The 16129-nt window shown below is 55.1% G+C and carries 16 protein-coding genes; 7 read left to right on the plus strand and 9 right to left on the minus strand.

Annotated features, from left to right (window positions below):
• Window positions 1-3 precede the first annotated feature (3 nt).
• From sirB1 to hemA, 5 genes are read right to left on the minus strand one after another with little or no spacing between them, the layout of a single operon-like run.
• On the minus strand, window positions 4-813 hold the full coding sequence (gene sirB1, locus ES815_RS22870; protein ID WP_142489859.1) for an invasion regulator SirB1: 810 nt from the start codon (window positions 811-813) through the stop codon (window positions 4-6).
• A gap of 3 nt (window positions 814-816) precedes the next feature.
• A complete protein-coding gene (gene sirB2 / locus ES815_RS22875; protein ID WP_142489860.1) occupies window positions 817-1209 on the minus strand; it encodes an invasion regulator SirB2 in 393 nt (130 codons plus the stop codon).
• Window positions 1206-2036 (minus strand): peptide chain release factor N(5)-glutamine methyltransferase, encoded by an 831-nt coding sequence (gene prmC / locus ES815_RS22880; RefSeq protein ID WP_142489861.1) that lies wholly within the window; start codon window positions 2034-2036, stop codon window positions 1206-1208. The genes sirB2 and prmC overlap by 4 nt, the downstream gene beginning before the upstream one ends.
• Entirely contained in the window at window positions 2036-3118 is a 1083-nt protein-coding gene (gene prfA / locus ES815_RS22885; RefSeq protein ID WP_106993217.1) for a peptide chain release factor 1, read from the minus strand. The genes prmC and prfA overlap by 1 nt, the downstream gene beginning before the upstream one ends.
• Before the next feature lie 42 nt (window positions 3119-3160).
• The gene (gene hemA, locus ES815_RS22890; protein ID WP_142489862.1) at window positions 3161-4417 is read right to left on the minus strand and encodes a glutamyl-tRNA reductase; all 1257 of its coding nucleotides are present in this window, start codon (window positions 4415-4417) and stop codon (window positions 3161-3163) included.
• A 221-nt stretch (window positions 4418-4638) separates the two neighbouring features.
• Between hemA and lolB the strand changes: the two genes are divergently transcribed.
• The 4 genes from lolB to dauA all read left to right on the plus strand — a co-directional run bounded on the left by lolB (window position 4639) and on the right by dauA (window position 8984).
• Window positions 4639-5250: a lipoprotein insertase outer membrane protein LolB gene (lolB, locus tag ES815_RS22895; RefSeq protein ID WP_142489863.1), complete on the plus strand. Its 612-nt coding sequence runs from the start codon at window positions 4639-4641 to the stop codon at window positions 5248-5250.
• Entirely contained in the window at window positions 5247-6116 is an 870-nt protein-coding gene (gene ispE / locus ES815_RS22900; protein ID WP_142489864.1) for a 4-(cytidine 5'-diphospho)-2-C-methyl-D-erythritol kinase, read from the plus strand. The genes lolB and ispE overlap by 4 nt, the downstream gene beginning before the upstream one ends.
• Before the next feature lie 123 nt (window positions 6117-6239).
• A complete protein-coding gene (prs, locus tag ES815_RS22905; protein WP_003856663.1) occupies window positions 6240-7187 on the plus strand; it encodes a ribose-phosphate diphosphokinase in 948 nt (315 codons plus the stop codon).
• Between the two features lie 120 nt (window positions 7188-7307).
• A complete protein-coding gene (gene dauA, locus ES815_RS22910) occupies window positions 7308-8984 on the plus strand; it encodes a C4-dicarboxylic acid transporter DauA (protein ID WP_185902366.1) in 1677 nt (558 codons plus the stop codon).
• Here the strand turns inward: dauA and ES815_RS22915 are convergent.
• Window positions 8970-10013 carry a MerR family transcriptional regulator gene (locus ES815_RS22915; protein ID WP_142489865.1) on the minus strand — a complete coding sequence of 348 codons (1044 nt, stop codon included), beginning with the start codon at window positions 10011-10013 and terminating at the stop codon, window positions 8970-8972. The two genes, dauA and ES815_RS22915, sit on opposite strands and share 15 nt — an antisense overlap.
• Before the next feature lie 121 nt (window positions 10014-10134).
• Window positions 10135-10410 carry a stress-induced protein YchH gene (gene ychH, locus ES815_RS22920; protein ID WP_142489866.1) on the minus strand — a complete coding sequence of 92 codons (276 nt, stop codon included), beginning with the start codon at window positions 10408-10410 and terminating at the stop codon, window positions 10135-10137.
• A gap of 275 nt (window positions 10411-10685) precedes the next feature.
• Between ychH and pth the strand changes: the two genes are divergently transcribed.
• Together pth and ychF are read left to right on the plus strand one after the other, a co-directional pair.
• Entirely contained in the window at window positions 10686-11270 is a 585-nt protein-coding gene (gene pth / locus ES815_RS22925; protein ID WP_142489867.1) for an aminoacyl-tRNA hydrolase, read from the plus strand.
• 126 nt (window positions 11271-11396) lie between these two features.
• On the plus strand, window positions 11397-12491 hold the full coding sequence (ychF, locus tag ES815_RS22930; protein ID WP_032611353.1) for a redox-regulated ATPase YchF: 1095 nt from the start codon (window positions 11397-11399) through the stop codon (window positions 12489-12491).
• 165 nt (window positions 12492-12656) lie between these two features.
• Here the strand turns inward: ychF and ES815_RS22935 are convergent, their stop codons facing one another.
• A complete protein-coding gene (locus ES815_RS22935) occupies window positions 12657-14390 on the minus strand; it encodes a hypothetical protein (protein WP_142489868.1) in 1734 nt (577 codons plus the stop codon).
• 190 nt (window positions 14391-14580) lie between these two features.
• Here ES815_RS22935 and ES815_RS22940 point away from each other — a divergent pair, with 190 nt between their 5' ends.
• Window positions 14581-14910 carry a hypothetical protein gene (locus ES815_RS22940; RefSeq protein ID WP_142489869.1) on the plus strand — a complete coding sequence of 110 codons (330 nt, stop codon included), beginning with the start codon at window positions 14581-14583 and terminating at the stop codon, window positions 14908-14910.
• Window positions 14911-15157: 247 nt separating this feature from the next.
• Here the strand turns inward: ES815_RS22940 and ftrA are convergent, their stop codons facing one another.
• Window positions 15158-16117, minus strand: coding sequence for a transcriptional regulator FtrA (ftrA, locus tag ES815_RS22945; RefSeq protein WP_142489870.1), 960 nt, complete (start codon window positions 16115-16117; stop codon window positions 15158-15160).
• Between the last annotated feature and the right edge of the window lie 12 nt (window positions 16118-16129).

Raw genomic sequence — 16129 nt, forward strand, 5'->3', positions numbered from 1 at the left:
AGATTAATGCAGTGTAATCTGTTTATGCGCGATGGAATTAATCTGCGCGCGGATCATCTCGCTGATCGGATCTTCCGGGCACTGCTCAACGAAATAACTCAAATCCGTCAGCGCGACGTGGTCGCACTCGAGCTGGACGTAGATCAGACCGCGATCGCGGATCTCATACGGGTCTTCCGGGTTAAACTGCAACAGCACCTCGCTGGCACGCAGCGCCAGCTCCATCTGCCGCTCTTCCATCAGCGCCGATTTTAAGGTGTCCAGCAGCTTGCGCACCACTTCAGCGTTATCCGCTTCGTCCAGATCTTCATTGTACAGCTCGGCCATCGGGCTGATATTGCCCTTCAGCCAGACGTCCAGCGTGTGATCGTCAAGGGTGTCGCCGTTGAACGGGTTAATTAACCACATTTCACCGTCCAGCCACTCGGCGCGCAGCAGCATCTGCGTCGGGAAGATGACCGGCACCAGCGGGATATCCAGGCGGTGCGCCACCCATAATAAAATGGCCCCCAGGGAGACAGCGCTACCCTGACGGTTTTTCAGTACCTGATCGAGCCACAGCGCATCGGAGAGGCGATACACGCCACGCGTGTCGCTAAAGCCCCATTCGCCGTAGAACAGCTCAATCAGTTTCTCCAGTTGCCAGTCCTGCGGGCGCGCCTGACTTATCTCTTCACGCGCCAGACTCACCAGATTCTCCAGCTCGTCGTAGACGTATTGTGAAATGAAATCATCACGGATCATCTCTGATACTTTGATCATTCCATCGCACAACGGCACTTTGTTAAATTCGAAATCGGCCAAGGACTCCATGACTTACCCCAGTAACGGTATTCTTGTGGTGGCGAGTTTAATGATGATGTACAGCACCACCAGCCCCAGCAGAAAGGCGATAAACCCCACCTGCTGGCTGCGCGGACGATGACGTCCCAGCGCAATAAAACCCAAAACGATGTAGATGATAACGCCAAACAGCTTCTCAGTCAGCCATGCGCCGTCATCGGTGAACGGCAGATAGCCAGTCACCCACATCAGCCCCGCGCCCGACACAAAGAGTACGGTGTCGATGCAGTGCGGCAGCACCCGCACCCAGCGGGCGTTAATCAGCTGATTATTGCTGTAACGCCACCAGTAACGCAGCGCGAAAAAGCTGATGGTCAGGGTGACGGCGGTCAGATGCAGGGCGATCAGCACGGAGAAGCTATTCATGGCAGTTTGCCCACGGTCAGACGCTCATTGCCGCCATAATCGCGACAGGTTTCGACGCGTTCAAAACCGGCCTGCAGGAAGAGTGCCCGCACCGCTTCGCCCTGCGTCCAGCCGTGTTCCAGCAGAAGCCAGCCGCCGGTCACCAGATGCTGACGGGACTGAGTAATGATATGGCTGAGATCGGCCAGGCCATGATCGGCAGCGACCAGCGCGCTGCGCGGCTCGAAGCGCACATCGCCTTCAGCGAGATGCGGATCGGCTTCATCGATGTAGGGCGGGTTGCTGACGATGGTCTCAAACTGCCGATCGTCGAGGGCGGTGAACCAGCTGCTGTGCAGCACCGTGACGTTTGGCAGCGCCAGACGCGCAAGATTACGCTGTGCCAGCGCCACCGCATCGGGCATGACATCCACGGCGGTGACCTGACAATCCGGGCGCTCACTGGCTAGCGCCAGAGCGATGGCTCCGGTGCCGGTGCCTAAATCCAGAATGCGCGCGGGCGTGGCGGGCAGTCTCGCCAGTGCCTGCTCCACCAGACACTCGGTGTCGGGACGGGGGATCAGAGTCGCCGCGGAGACATACAGCGGCAGCGACCAGAACTCACGCTCACCCACCAGGTGGGCCACAGGCTCGCCGGCCTTGCGGCGGGCCAGGAAGTCGTCAAGCTGAGCCTGCTGATCGGCAGTAAGCTGCGTTTCGCCAAAGGCGAGAATATACGTGCGTGCTTTGCCCGTCACATGCTCCAGCAGGATCTCCGCATCGCGACGGGGGCTCTCACCGCCCGCCAGCCCGCTAATCGCCTGCTGTAGCCAGTGCTGAAAATCCATTAATCCTGCTCTGCCAGCGCCGCCAGCTGATCGGCCTGGTACTCCTGCACGATAGGTTCGATCAGGGAATCCAGCTTGCCTTCCATGGTCTCATCCAGACGGTAGAGGGTCAGGTTGATGCGGTGATCGGTCACGCGGCCCTGCGGGAAGTTGTAGGTACGGTTGCGATCGCTGCGATCGCCGCTGCCCAGCAGGTTGCGACGGGTAGAGGCTTCGGCCTGCTGGCGTTTTGCCATCTCTGCCGCATGAATACGCGCCCCCAGCACCGACAGCGCTTTGGCTTTGTTTTTGTGCTGGGAACGTTCGTCCTGGCACTCAACCACAATGCCGGTTGGCAGGTGGGTAATACGGATCGCGGAATCGGTGGTGTTAACGTGCTGACCGCCGGCTCCGGAGGAGCGGAAGGTGTCGATACGCAGATCCGCCGGGTTGATGTCCGGCAGTTCTGCTTCCGGCAGCTCAGGCATCACCGCCACGGTGCAGGCGGAGGTATGGATACGCCCCTGTGATTCGGTGGCCGGTACGCGCTGCACGCGATGACCGCCGGATTCAAACTTCAGGCGACCGTATACGCCGTCACCGCTGATTTTGGCGATCACCTCTTTATAGCCGCCATGTTCGCCTTCGTTGGCGCTCATGATCTCCACGCGCCAGCGGCGGGATTCGGCATAGCGGCTGTACATGCGGAACAGATCCCCGGCAAACAGGGCCGCTTCATCCCCGCCGGTTCCGGCGCGGACTTCGACAAAGGCGTTGCGTTCATCGTCCGGATCTTTCGGCAGCAGCAGCACCTGCAGCTGTTGCTCCATCTCTTCCGCGCGGACTTTGGCGTCCTGCAACTCTTCCTGCGCCATCTCGCGCATTTCCGGGTCGTCGAGCATCATCTGCGCGGTTTCGATATCTTCCTGAACCTGTTGCCAGTCGGTAAAGCATTTTGAAACATCGCTTAATTGCGCGTATTCACGCGACAGGGCGCGAAAACGTTCCTGGTCGGCAATGGTTGCGGCATCGCCAAGCAGCGCCTGAACTTCTTCATGGCGCTCGTGCAATGCTTCCAGTTTGGCGACGATAGAGGGCTTCATAGGCGTAAGTGCACCTTATAATAATAAAATGGGTATGGCGCGCTATTCCAGCCCGAGGCTGTCGCGCAGAATGTTCAGGCGTTCGTCGTCCCCGTCACGGGCGGCCTGTTGAAGTGATTTGGTTGGGGCATGGATCAGGCGATTGGTCAGTTTCCATGCCAGTTCCTGCATGATGACCTGCGGATCGCCGCCCTGCTCGAGGGCCGCCATCGCTTTGGCAGTCAGTTCATTACGGACCTGTTCCGCCTGACCGCGGTACTCGCGAATGGTCTCGCTGACGCTTTGCGCGCGCAGCCAGGCCATAAATTCGCTGGTTTCCTGCTCAACGATCGTTTCCGCCTGCACCGCTGCCGCTTTACGCTGGGCAAGGTTGTGCGAAATGATGCTTTGCAGATCGTCCACGCTGTACAGATAGGCATTCGCCAGCTTGCCGACGTCGGGCTCGACATCGCGCGGAACGGCGATATCCACCAGCAGCATTGGCTGATTACGGCGGGACTTCAGGGCGCGCTCCACCATGCCTTTACCGATGATCGGCAGCGGGCTGGCGGTGGAGCTGATGATGATATCCGCTTCGCTCAGACGGGCGTCGATGTCGCTGAGGGCGATCACTTCTGCCCCCACTTCATCCGCCAGCACCTGAGCGCGTTCGCGGGTGCGGTTGGCGATCATCATCTTTTTAACTTTGTGTTCGCGCAGATGGCGCGCCACCAGCTCGATGGTTTCGCCCGCGCCCACCAGCAGCACAGAGACCGTGGAGAGCGATTCAAAGATTTGTCGCGCCAGGGTACAGGCGGCGAAAGCAACCGAAACGGCACTGGCGCCAATGTCGGTTTCGGTTCGCACTCGCTTGGCGACGGAGAAGGATTTCTGGAACATGCGTTCCAGCTCGCTGGCCTTAAGGTGGCCTTTTTGCGAATCGGCAAAGGCTTTTTTCACCTGACCGAGGATCTGCGGCTCGCCCAGCACCAGCGAATCGAGCCCGCTGGCCACGCGCATCAAATGGCTGACCGCATCGTTATCCTGATGCCAGTACAGGCTGTTGCGCAGCTCTTCTTCGTTCAGGTTGTGGTACTCGCATAACCAGCGGACCAGCGCTTCGTGCAGGTTGTCCTGCTCTTCAACGCTGAGATAGAGCTCAGTACGGTTGCACGTTGACAACACCACGCCCCCCTGCACCATCGGCTGGGCAAGCAGACTGTCCAGCGCCTGGTCGAGCGTGTCCGGCGAAAACGTCACACGTTCTCGCAGTGATACCGGGGCTGTTTTGTGGTTAATACCGAGTGCTAAAAGGGTCATATGAGCGGGAGTAGTACCAGCGTTAATAAGGTTAGCAGGCCGCATCATACAGGATGCGCGAGATCAATAAAAGAGACTGCACCCTTTCGGAGTAATAGGTTATTAGTTGTTATTAACCGTTAATTTGATGATTTAGGACAACTTGAGCGTAGACGCTCCCGCTACCGGGCGCTAGCATTAAGAACTATAACTGCCACGTATCTCAAGGATTTGTCCTCATTATGACCAGACTGATTCGCCTGCTGCCCCTGGCCGCGCTGGTGCTGACCGCATGTTCCATTACGCCGCCTAAAGGGCCAGGTAAAAGCCCGGACTCCCCGCAGTGGCGCCAGCATCAACAGGAAGTGCGCACATTAAGCCAATATCAGACCCGCGGCGCCTTTGCTTATCTGTCGGATCAGCAGAAGGTCTACGCCCGCTTCTTCTGGCAGCAAACCGGCCAGGATCGCTATCGCCTGCTGCTGCTGAACCCGCTTGGCAGCACGGAGATGGAGCTGATTGCCCAGCCTGGCAGCGCCCAGGTCACCGACAATAAAGGGCAGAAATATACCGGTACCGATGCCGAAGAGATGATCGGCAAGCTGACCGGGATGCCGATTCCGATCACCAGCCTGCGCCAGTGGATCCTCGGCCTGCCTGGCGATGCCACCGACTATAAGCTCGACGACCAGTATCGCCTGAGCGAGGTGAACTACAGCCAGAACGGCAAAACCTGGAAAGTGGTGTACGGCGGCTACGACAGCAACAGCAAACCGGCCCTGCCGTCCAGCCTGGAACTGACCGAAGGCAGCCAGCGCATCAAGCTGAAAATGGATAACTGGATTGTCAAATGATGACCCACTGGCCTTCGCCCGCAAAACTGAACCTGTTTTTATACATTACCGGCCAGCGTGCTGACGGGTATCACACCCTACAGACGCTGTTTCAGTTTGTTGACTATGGCGACACGATTTCCATTGAACTGCGTCAGGACGGAGAAATCCGTCTGCTGACGCCAGTTGAAGGCGTGGCCGATGAGGATAACCTGATCGTGCGCGCCGCCCGTCTGCTGATGCGCGCCGCGCAACAATCCGGACGTCTGCCTGTGGGCAGCGGCGCGGATATCAGCGTTGAAAAACGGCTGCCGATGGGCGGCGGGCTCGGCGGCGGATCATCTAACGCCGCCACCGTGCTGGTGGTGCTCAACCACCTGTGGGGCTGCGATCTCACGGTGGATGAGCTGGCCGCGCACGGGCTGACGCTCGGGGCCGACGTGCCGGTGTTTGTCCGCGGACATGCGGCCTTTGCTGAAGGGGTGGGCGAGATCCTCTCCCCGGCAGAACCGGCAGAAAAATGGTATCTGGTGGCCCACCCGGGGGTCAGCATTCCGACCCCGGTTATCTTTAAAGATCCGGACCTTCCGCGCGATACGCCAGTAAGGTCAATAGAAACGTTATTAAACTGTGAATTCAGCAACGATTGCGAGGATATCGCAAGAAAACGTTTTCGCGAGGTTGATGTCGCGCTTTCCTGGCTGTTAGAATACGCGCCGTCGCGCCTGACTGGCACAGGGGCCTGTGTCTTTGCTGAATTTGATACGGAATCCGCTGCACGTCAGGTGCTCGAGCTGGCTCCAGAGTGGCTGCATGGTTTCGTAGCGCGTGGTATGAACATCTCCCCGCTGCAGCAGGCCATTCTGGCGCAATCTGAGTTTCGGTGACAACGTCACCCTGTTCCAGACGTTGCATCGCGCTCTTTAATACACCGCCTGGATAGCATTCGCCTGGCCCGCACAGTTTACGGCGAACTATCCACCACTGGACGCATGCCTGAGGTTCTTCTCGTGCCTGATATGAAGCTTTTTGCTGGTAACGCCACCCCGGAACTAGCACAACGTATTGCCAACCGCCTGTACACTTCTCTTGGCGACGCCGCCGTAGGTCGCTTTAGCGATGGCGAAGTCAGCGTACAAATTAACGAAAATGTACGCGGTGGTGATATTTTCATCATCCAGTCCACCTGTGCTCCAACTAACGATAACCTGATGGAACTGGTTGTCATGGTCGATGCCCTGCGCCGTGCTTCCGCTGGCCGTATCACTGCTGTTATTCCTTACTTTGGTTATGCCCGTCAGGACCGTCGCGTCCGTTCCGCACGTGTGCCAATTACCGCTAAAGTTGTTGCTGACTTCCTCTCCAGTGTTGGCGTTGACCGCGTTCTGACGGTTGACCTGCATGCCGAGCAGATCCAGGGCTTCTTCGACGTTCCGGTTGATAACGTATTCGGCAGCCCAATCCTGCTGGAAGACATGCTGCAGCTGAACCTGGACAACCCGATTGTGGTTTCTCCGGACATCGGCGGCGTGGTTCGCGCACGCGCTATCGCCAAACTGCTTAACGATACCGACATGGCGATCATCGACAAACGTCGTCCACGCGCTAACGTTTCTCAGGTGATGCATATCATCGGTGACGTCGCTGGCCGTGACTGCGTGCTGGTTGACGACATGATCGACACCGGCGGCACTCTGTGCAAAGCCGCCGAAGCGCTGAAAGAGCGTGGTGCAAAACGCGTATTCGCTTACGCAACTCACCCGATCTTCTCCGGCAATGCAGTGAACAACCTGCGCAACTCCGTCATTGATGAAGTTGTGGTGTGTGACACCATCCCACTGAGCGACGAAATCAAAGCGCTGCCAAACGTGCGTACTTTGACCCTGTCCGGGATGCTGGCCGAAGCGATTCGTCGTATCAGCAACGAAGAATCCATCTCTGCAATGTTCGAACACTAATCGGACGCAGTCTGAAAACCCGCTACGGCGGGTTTTTTTGTCTGTGGTATTTATTTGTATGATTAATGCCTCCTTCACCTGCCATTGATATGACAGATGATGCGCACATGGATGATGATTGTGAAAAACGCTTCCTCTCATGTTCTGCCCTTCCGCGCCCTCATCGACGCCTGCTGGAAAGAGAAATACACCCTGTCACGCTTTACCCGTGACCTGATTGCCGGGATCACCGTCGGTATCATTGCCATTCCGCTGGCGATGGCGCTGGCGATTGGCAGCGGCGTGGCACCGCAATACGGCCTGTACACCGCTGCCGTCGCCGGGATTGTCATCGCCCTGACCGGCGGGTCGCGCTTCAGCGTCTCCGGACCGACCGCCGCCTTTGTGGTGATCCTCTATCCGGTTTCCCAGCAGTTTGGCCTCGCCGGGTTGCTGGTGGCGACCCTGATGTCCGGGGTATTTTTGATTTTGTTCGGCCTGGCGCGTTTTGGCAGGCTGATTGAGTACATTCCACTTTCCGTGACCCTGGGCTTTACCTCCGGGATCGGCATCACCATCGGTACCATGCAGATCAAGGATTTCCTCGGCCTGCAGATGGCCCACGTGCCGGAGCATTACCTGCAAAAAGTGGGGGCGCTCATCATGGCGCTGCCGACAGCAAACCTGGGCGATGCGGCGATCGGCGTGGTAACGCTGGGCACGCTGATCCTCTGGCCGCGACTGGGCATCCGCCTGCCGGGACATCTGCCCGCCCTGCTGCTGGGTTGTGCGGTGATGGGGGTAGTTAATCTGCTGGGCGGACACGTCGCCACCATCGGCTCGCAGTTCCACTATGTGCTGGCAGATGGCTCGCAGGGTAACGGTATCCCGCAGCTTCTGCCGCAGCTGGTGCTGCCGTGGGATATGCCCGGATCCAGCTTCACCCTCAGTTGGGACTCTCTGCGCGCCCTGTTGCCTGCCGCCTTTTCGATGGCGATGCTGGGGGCGATTGAGTCCCTGCTCTGCGCGGTCGTACTGGACGGCATGACCGGCACCAAACACAAAGCCAACAGCGAGCTGGTCGGCCAGGGGCTGGGCAATATCATCGCGCCGTTCTTCGGCGGGATCACCGCCACCGCAGCCATCGCCCGCTCGGCAGCGAACGTGCGCGCCGGCGCAACCTCCCCGGTCTCGGCGGTGATCCACTCGATACTGGTGATCCTCGCCCTGCTGGTGCTGGCTCCCCTGCTCTCGTGGCTGCCGCTGTCGGCGATGGCGGCCCTGCTGCTGATGGTGGCATGGAATATGAGCGAGGCGCATAAAGTGGTGAACCTGCTGCGCCGCGCGCCGAAGGACGACATCATCGTGATGCTTATCTGCATGTCGCTGACCGTGCTCTTTGACATGGTAATTGCGATAAGCGTCGGGATTGTGCTGGCCTCGCTGCTGTTTATGCGCCGCATTGCCCGTATGACCCGCCTGGCGACGGTCAACGTGACGGTGCCTGACGACGTGCTGGTATTGCGGGTGATCGGCCCACTGTTCTTTGCCGCCGCCGAGGGCCTGTTCAGCGATCTCGAGTCGCGCATCGCGGGGAAACGAATTGTGGTACTGAAATGGGATGCGGTTCCGGTACTGGATGCGGGCGGGCTGGACGCTTTCCAGCGGTTTGTGCAACGCCTGCCGGAAGGCTGTGAACTGCGGGTGAGCAATCTCGAGTTCCAGCCCCTGCGCACCATGGCGCGCGCAGGGGTGCAACCCATTGCCGGTCGTCTGGCGTTCTATCCGAACCGCGAGGCAGCGTTAGCGGATCTGTGACATCCGCCGCTGCATCATGATGCCAATCGCCTGCTGGAGCCACTCAAGCACAGCAGGCGTCATCCAGGTGCCCTTCATCAGATGCGGCTCCTGCTGCATCGCCTGGCGGAATTTTTGCTGCGTCACTGGGTCAGTTCCGGCGTAAGACTGGAACAGCGCCAGCCAGTTTTCGGCCAGCTGTTGCGCGGCGTCGGATGCCGGATCTAACGCCTCCGACTGGGCCCGGTGCAGCTTCGCCACCAGCGGTGGCCACTCCATCATGCGATCAAAATAGTGCGCCCGGGTGAAGGCCATCTCCTCCGGCGTGAGATAGTTTTCCCAGATGATGAGCTTTGATTCGGCAAACGCCCGCGTAATGTAATCCGTCATCTCCGCCGTGATGCCCGTTTGTTCGCGCATCTGCGGCTCAACGCTGTGCATCTCGTTGAGACGGTTGAGAAACTCCGGTTTGCCCGCCGTATCCTGCTCGAGGCGAACCATCCAACGCGTAGCCAGATCCCTCGCCCGGGGATCGGAAACCGTAACGTCGTTCTCCAGCAGGTTTTTCACCTCCACAACCAGAGCGGCCCAGATATCCGCCAGCGCCTCCTTGTGCTGCGCAAACGGTAACTGCTGCAACTCGTCTTTACTAAACCAGCGATCGTACATATTCATCAACTCCAGAGTCTGTAGCCAGGACTCCAGATCGAGATCCTCATGGGCATCGAGCCCGGTGCGCAACGCCACAAGCCGGTCGCGCAGCGTGGTGATGCTGCGCACCTGCTTGTCCAGCAGGTGGATTTGCGCCTCGAGCAGTTCCGATAGCGAGAGTGAATCTTTCTCCAGAAAGTCCCTGATTTCAGCAAGTTCCAGCCCTGCCTTTGCCAGCGCCTGAATCATATGCAGACGCTGAACATCGGCCAGATTATAGAGCCGGTACCCTGCCGCGCTTCTGGCAGAAGGCAGCAACAACCCTGTTTGCTCATAATGGTGCAAGGTGCGCACGGTGATCCCGGCGCGTTTCGCCAGTTCCCCGACCTGAATTAACATAACGGCTCCTTCTTGTGCCAGTGGCGTCACTCTGGAGCCTTACGTTACGTGAGGGTCAATAGATGATGCAAAAAAAAACGACTCCAGAGGGAGCCGTTTCGGTATTCATTGGGTTCGCACATTAACTGTGCTTATGCTGATCGCGACGGCAGCGCTTATCGTAGTGGCGCACCCACCAGTATCTGTCGCAGACCTGCTCATGGCCGCTGACGCGGGCACCCGCCAGCCACAATACAGCACCCAGAAAGATGCTCAGCACCGCACCATGTGCAAAATATTGCGGCAGGTCAAGTTGCGGCAGCTGGTTTAAAATGGAATAACCGACGCCAACAACCATGACCACCAATCCCAACCCCATTAGCACGTTACCGAGTAACGAAGCGTTGCTGCGTTTCATATGTCACCTCCGGAACTTTTGGGTTGCAGGGAAATAATCTCCCTAATCCTTGTGTGTAAAGTATAGACAACACCCCTTTTGCTGATTGCGTGAGGGATCACATTTACGCACATCGGAGCAACAAAACTTTACAAATAAGCCTTTGAGTAGCATGAAATTCTAATGGTTCAGAGACGGTATTATTCTGATTCACCGTGACGGCGCGCAGAATTTTGTCAAGCGACGCGGCAGACAGTACACTACGCGCCAGACTTAGCACTTTCAGGAACCAAAACGTGACGATTAAACTGATTGTCGGCCTGGCCAACCCCGGCGCGGAATATGCGGCCACCCGCCACAATGCGGGCGCCTGGTATGTTGATCTGCTGGCCGAGCGGTTGCGCGCTCCCCTGCGCGAGGAACCGAAATTCTTCGGCTATACCTCACGCGTGAACCTGGCCGGAGCCGATGTGCGTCTGCTGGTGCCGACCACGTTTATGAACTTAAGCGGCAAAGCCGTTGCCGCGCTGGCGACCTTCTACCGTATTAACCCGGATGAGATCCTGGTGGCCCACGACGAGCTGGATTTGCCGCCGGGCGTGGCGAAATTCAAACTCGGCGGCGGTCACGGCGGGCATAACGGCTTAAAAGACATCATCAGCAAACTGGGCAATAACCCCAATTTTCACCGTTTGCGCGTCGGTATTGGTCATCCGGGCGATAAAAACAAAGTTGTCGGCTTTGTCCTCGGTAAGCCCCTGGCTTCAGAACAGAAGCTGATCGACGAGGCGGTAGACGAAGCGGTGCGTTGTACCGAAATCTGGCTGCAGGATGGCTTAACCAAGGCCACCAACCGTCTGCACGCTTTCAAAGCGCAATAACCGGCGCGAGACGCCTTTTTTGCCCCGCAGGCTGCGGGTTACGTGTATAATAGGCAAAGTTATTTACTTTTCTTCGACTCGTTAATGTTAACGTGTTGAATATCAAGATATTAAGGTGATTCAGAAATGGGATTCAAATGCGGTATCGTTGGTCTGCCTAACGTTGGCAAATCCACCCTGTTTAACGCGCTGACTAAAGCGGGCATCGAAGCAGCTAACTTCCCGTTCTGCACCATCGAGCCAAACACCGGTGTCGTGCCAATGCCCGATCCGCGTCTGGACCAGCTGGCTGAGATCGTTAAGCCGCAGCGCATTCTGCCAACCACCATGGAGTTCGTGGACATCGCTGGTCTGGTTAAAGGCGCATCCAAAGGTGAAGGCCTGGGCAACCAGTTCCTGACCAACATCCGTGAAACCGAAGCCATCGGTCACGTGGTGCGTTGCTTTGAAAACGACAACATCATCCACGTGAACAACAAAGTGGATCCGGCTGACGATATCGAAGTCATCAACACCGAGCTGGCGCTGTCTGACCTCGACACCTGCGAGCGTGCCCTGCACCGCGTGCAGAAGAAAGCCAAAGGCGGCGACAAAGACGCGAAAGCGGAACAGGCTGCGCTGGAAAAATGCCTGCCACAGCTGGAAAACGCCGGCATGCTGCGCGCGCTGAAAAACCTGACCGAAGAAGACAAAGCGGCGATCAAATACCTGAGCTTCCTGACCCTGAAGCCAACCATGTACATCGCTAACGTCAATGAAGACGGTTTCGAAAACAACCCATACCTCGACAAAGTGCGCGAAATCGCGGCGGCCGAAGGCTCTGTGGTTGTGGCTGTCTGTGCTGCGGTGGAATCTGATATCGCCGAGTTGGACGATGCCGACCGTGAAGAGTTCATGGCCGAGCTGGGTCTGGAAGAGCCAGGTCTGAACCGTGTGATCCGCGCCGGTTACGAACTGCTGAACCTGCAAACTTACTTCACCGCTGGCGTGAAAGAAGTGCGTGCATGGACTATCCCTGTTGGCGCGACCGCTCCTCAGGCTGCGGGTAAGATCCACACCGACTTCGAGAAGGGCTTTATCCGTGCGCAGACAATCGCGTTTGAAGACTTCATCACCTATAAGGGTGAGCAAGGCGCGAAAGAAGCCGGCAAGATGCGTGCTGAAGGGAAAGATTACATCGTTAAAGATGGCGATGTGATGAACTTCTTGTTTAACGTTTAAGGTTGAGCATCCTATTAAGATCCACGCAAATGCATGGATTTTTCATTTCATAGTTGCTCAGATACTATCGTAGAAAGGCAGCTAACATTGAGTTAGCTGCTGAGAAAAATGAATCCATAATGATGGCTTCTAAATCATTGCAGGAATAATACCGTTACGGTATTTTTACTTTTTGTAAGAAGCTATCAATTGTTGAGCCGCTTTTTTCCCCTTTTTAAACTGACTTTCAGATATCGGTTGTCGATAAAACCGACCTATCTCGTCAATGGAAAGTTCATTCGTTATTTTGCCGGGAGAAAATTCCTTATGATAAAGATGATGGAAGCCCCACAAAATGCTTTGAAGCTGTTGAATATCCTCATGGATAATTGTACTGGAAAGATAATTATTTTTTAGATTTTTATCATACAGATCCAGCGCGGCTTGAATACTGCCATAAACATTATTCGGCGCATTCATTGGTAGTACTATCGTATGATTACTGAGTCCGTAGCCTGCGCAGATAAAATCATTATCACTCGCAATAATACGGTTCAAAATTACCGCCTTGTTGAGTTCGTCTTTCCAACCCAGCGCTTTCAAATGCTCATCCGTTATGTGCTGATAATTTACATTGCACAGTGTAGAAAGAGTCCCCATTGATTTCACTATTTTGCCAATTGTCGGAATAATATATTGGTAGGCAAAGTATCCCCAATACTCCTGACGAACGGGGTAGGCTCTAAGCGCAGTTAACAAACCATGACACTGGATTTCTACCGCCATAATAATCTCGGTGTAGAGTGCCTGCAACGATTCGGTGGAAGACTTGTTGATATTATTAAGAATATAGAAAGTCACAAATTCATTTAAATTAAATTGCTTGGTCGCAATATCATATATCGAATCGCGCAGTTGATATAATTGCCTGATAAAACCCACATGCGATAAAGCAAAAGCATAATAATTTATGTAACTTGATAACGCGCTTTTTAGTAAAACCGGAGGGCTGATTCTGGCATCTATGTCATCAGAGTTCCTATGCCCAAAATTCCGGCGCTGAATAGCGAATTCATCAGTATCCGCATGATAGTTTTTGGTAAACACGGACGCCAATGCGGCCAACTTTCGCTTCCCCTCGAAAAGGCTTTTTTTATCCCTTAGGCCGATATATTCCATTTTGGGGTAGCGCTCAAGGAGACGTTCAAAATAGGCTTCCTGAGACAAACCATGGCTATCTTCTGTGTGAAAATAGGCCTGTGCTAACAGCATCCTGCCCAAGGTAGATATGCTTTTAGCAGACCATTTATCGGCAAGAACATCCTTACCATGCGCATGTTTTATATTTTCCATTGCATAAATAAGTGACTTTCTGAATGACACCCGGTCGCGATCGTAATATATGTGGATATGCCCATTTCCACTGTTTCTTTTCATTTTTATCCGATGCTGAAAGAAATGATTCCCCTCACGAAAATGTGTCAATATTGAGAATTTTTCGGCAACCCGGTTTACATCATCTGTCGTGATGGTTTTAAATCCTTTCTTATTACATGCCAATGTTAAAAACTCATCAAGCAAGACCTCTGGCCGTACAGCTTCTCGTTCTTTTTTTGATAAATAGGATGGCGGCCAGGGAAGCACTAGCTTCTCTTTCAAATCCCGAGCGGCAAAAACAATGTCTGCCCCTGAGGTAAAACTATATATCGCCTGAAAAAAAAGTGACGCTTGCTGTGGTTCCTTTTCAATCATATAGAGAAACAGTAAATCGCCAATGCTGTGGGTAAGCTCAGGCTGGGAATTCTCATAATCATCGATAAAGTTATCTATTAGATTAATATCTTCAGGATACAGCGTACCTGCCATATTATAGAAAACCCCGGCTTCAAAAATCCGTTTTAAAGCTAACTCATTATTCATGTCTGCACCCCTGAATCTCATTTGCATTATGGTCTCATCTTATCTCTACATTGCGCGCCACTAACACAACCTCTATCAATTCACAAGGCTAAAACCCAAAAAAAAGCCGGATTTCATCTTTTTTCACGGGTGAGTAACCTGTCTCTATCGAAAACAACGCAGTTCAGTTTATCAAACACCCGGAGGCAGTATGCAGGATAACAATGATTCAAGTACAAAATTACCCCTAATTCTCTCCCGGGAGGGAGAATTGATTCCGGCATCAGGTGGGGGTGGCGGCGGGAGTGACGACTATATACGGGGGCTTCGTGATGGCGTATCGATTGGCGTGCAAGCCGGTTATGAGTACGCTATTGATCGTGTTAAGGAAATCATTCCCGAACTCGTGCAGCAAGCCATTAGTGAGCTGCCAGACATTAAAAAAGCGCTTTCAGACGGGTTAAGACACGGTAGCCCAGACTGCGGCAAAGCACTTGTTGAACACTACCGTTACAAAAAAAGTGGAAACTACCTCAACTAAAAGGGGGCCGACGTGGTAAAGATCATTTACCACGTCGCGCTGATAATAATGTTAATACGTTCCCAATAATTATATTAATGACATTTCATTCTTATGGTTAAATTCTACCGGAGAGTTAATATATATCGCGAAGAACAAAAACAAACGTTCATTGATGTTAATATTTTTTGAAACCACCTCTAAGGCTTTTACTTAAGGTAATCCTTCCTGCTATCAAACATTATTCCCATTAATTTGATTTTTTTTTTCAACGAAGCGACCTCTCTCCTCTCCGGTACGCCGCAGGCGTGGTCGACAGCTGATTGCGGAAGTGATGGCGCATGGTCGCTACGCTGCCAAATCCCACCTGTTCAGCAATCCGCTCTATCGACAGCTGGGTGTTCTCCAGTAGATCCTGGCTACGAGTCAGGCGAGCATGAAGCAACCACTGGGCAGGTGTTTTGCCGGTGGTCGCCGCAAAACGGCGCAGAAAGGTACGGGGACTCATGCCGACAAATTTCGCCAGCGAATCGACGCTGTGCGGAGCGGCAAGGTTTTCAAGCAGGTAATCAAAGAGCGCGCCAAGCCGGTGGCCCTCATAGGCGACAGGCACCGCCTGCTGGATAAACTGCGCCTGGCCGCCATCACGATGGGGCGACACCACCAGCCGACGCGCCACCTGGTTAGCCGCCACGCTGCCATAATCCCGGCGCACCAGATGCAGACACAGGTCGATACCCGCGGCGCTGCCGGCGGAGGTCAGCACATCACCGCTGTCGATATACAATACGTCAGGGGACACCTGAATGGCTGGATAACGCTGCTGCAGCAGGTCGGTGTAACGCCAGTGGGTGGTGGCCTGACGATTATCGAGCAACCCTGCGGCGGCCAGCACAAAGACGCCAGAACAAATAGATAAAATTCTCGCCCCACGCTGATGGGCGGCGACCAGCTGCTCACACAGCGCGGCGGGTACCGGGACATCGGCGCCCCGCCAGCCAGGAACGATAATGGTCCCGGCCTCCGCCAGCAGCTCCAGCCCGCCGTCGACCACCAGCCGGATGCCGCCCGTGGCGCGCAGCTCCCCCGGTTCGACACCCGCCACCGCAAAGCGATACCAGTGATCCCCCATTTCAGGGCGGGCAAGGCCAAAAATTTCCACAGCGATGCCGAATTCAAACGTACACAAGCCGTCATAGGCCAGCGCAACCACCAGAGGATTTTTCATCACCGCACTCAG

This window comes from Leclercia adecarboxylata (genome assembly GCF_006874705.1).
GTDB lineage: Bacteria > Pseudomonadota > Gammaproteobacteria > Enterobacterales > Enterobacteriaceae > Enterobacter > Enterobacter adecarboxylatus_C.

What these genes read in the sequence shown, in the direction of transcription:
- lolB (WP_142489863.1), top strand. Translation starts at nt 4,639, where the DNA reads ATGACCAGACTGATTCGCCTGCTGCCCCTGGCCGCGCTGGTGCTGACC.
- ychF (WP_032611353.1), top strand. Translation starts at nt 11,397, where the DNA reads ATGGGATTCAAATGCGGTATCGTTGGTCTGCCTAACGTTGGCAAATCC.
- prmC (WP_142489861.1), bottom strand. Translation starts at nt 2,036, where the DNA reads ATGGATTTTCAGCACTGGCTACAGCAGGCGATTAGCGGGCTGGCGGGC.
- sirB2 (WP_142489860.1), bottom strand. Translation starts at nt 1,209, where the DNA reads ATGAATAGCTTCTCCGTGCTGATCGCCCTGCATCTGACCGCCGTCACC.
- hemA (WP_142489862.1), bottom strand. Translation starts at nt 4,417, where the DNA reads ATGACCCTTTTAGCACTCGGTATTAACCACAAAACAGCCCCGGTATCA.
- ftrA (WP_142489870.1), bottom strand. Translation starts at nt 16,117, where the DNA reads ATGAAAAATCCTCTGGTGGTTGCGCTGGCCTATGACGGCTTGTGTACG.
- ES815_RS22940 (WP_142489869.1), top strand. Translation starts at nt 14,581, where the DNA reads ATGCAGGATAACAATGATTCAAGTACAAAATTACCCCTAATTCTCTCC.
- prfA (WP_106993217.1), bottom strand. Translation starts at nt 3,118, where the DNA reads ATGAAGCCCTCTATCGTCGCCAAACTGGAAGCATTGCACGAGCGCCAT.
- ES815_RS22935 (WP_142489868.1), bottom strand. Translation starts at nt 14,390, where the DNA reads ATGAATAATGAGTTAGCTTTAAAACGGATTTTTGAAGCCGGGGTTTTC.
- ispE (WP_142489864.1), top strand. Translation starts at nt 5,247, where the DNA reads ATGATGACCCACTGGCCTTCGCCCGCAAAACTGAACCTGTTTTTATAC.
- ES815_RS22915 (WP_142489865.1), bottom strand. Translation starts at nt 10,013, where the DNA reads ATGTTAATTCAGGTCGGGGAACTGGCGAAACGCGCCGGGATCACCGTG.
- sirB1 (WP_142489859.1), bottom strand. Translation starts at nt 813, where the DNA reads ATGGAGTCCTTGGCCGATTTCGAATTTAACAAAGTGCCGTTGTGCGAT.
- ychH (WP_142489866.1), bottom strand. Translation starts at nt 10,410, where the DNA reads ATGAAACGCAGCAACGCTTCGTTACTCGGTAACGTGCTAATGGGGTTG.